The sequence below is a fragment of the Vibrio sp. YT-19(2023) genome (assembly GCF_033337395.1).
On the sequence record NZ_JAWOQN010000180.1, the window covers coordinates 1 to 1,005 of the forward strand.

1 protein-coding gene is annotated in these 1,005 nt (G+C 44.9%); it reads right to left on the reverse strand.

What is annotated here, in order from left to right:
* Positions 1-975: AMP-binding protein (locus tag R7E78_RS24730; protein WP_318058422.1), on the reverse strand; the 975-nt coding region annotated here is incomplete at its 3' end.
* Positions 976-1,005: the final 30 nt, after the last annotated feature.

Genomic DNA, 1,005 nt, shown 5'->3' on the forward strand with positions numbered 1-1,005 from the left:
CCAACCACAGGTCGTGTAGTAAAAAACTCTATCGTTCGGTTGAATATCGCAGTGCAGTTGATGCTCTTTGACGTGATTCAGAATGGTGCCACCGACCGAGTGCACAATGCATTTGGGTTTACCTGTCGTACCGGACGAATACAAAACAAAGAGTGGGTCATTGAAGTTAACGCGAGTGTAGGTGAGGGGCTCGGGTGAGTATTGATTGAGCACGTTTTGCCAATCTTGGGTACAAACATCACATTCAAAGATGTGAGGCTTGAGATAGCTGATTTGGCATACTTGTTTGAGGCCATCGAGATGATCGGATATATGTTGGTTTTTCTCCGCCATGTCGAAAGTTTTGCCATTGAATGTGTAGCCATCACAAGTGAACAAAATTTTTGGTTTTACCTGTCCAAAACGTTCCAGCACACTTTCTACGCCAAAATCTGGCGAGGTTGACGTCCATGTCGCACCTAAGCTGGTGGTTTCCAACATCGCGATGACGGTTTGAGGAAGGTGAGGTAAGTAACCAGCAACAACATCGCCTTGTTTGATGCCACAATCCCTAAGCCACTGTTGAACACTCGAGACTTCATCACACCGCTGTTGCCACGTATAGATCTGTCGTTCGTCACGCTCATTTTCAAACCAGATGGCGAGCTCATGTGGTTTTTGATAAGCAAAGCTCAATAAGTTTTCTGCGTAGTTAATATGAGCGTCAGGAAACCAACATAAATCGCGATTGAGTACTGGTTGTTGCCATTTGCTCTCGGCTTGGCTTTTTACCGTCTCACCTGCATTACCTATTACATCGCAAAAAAGCCAGACCTCTTGCCAAAACTGCTCGTTATGATCCAAAGACCATTGGTGCAGGTCTGCGTAGTTTTTTAGGTCAAAACCTTGTCGATTAATGTGTTCGATAAACTGAGTAATATTGGCTTCTGCGATACGACTTTCGCTCGGTTGCCATACTTTGTTGCTCTCGCGCATAGGTCCCTCTATAACAAAGTGATAACAGTT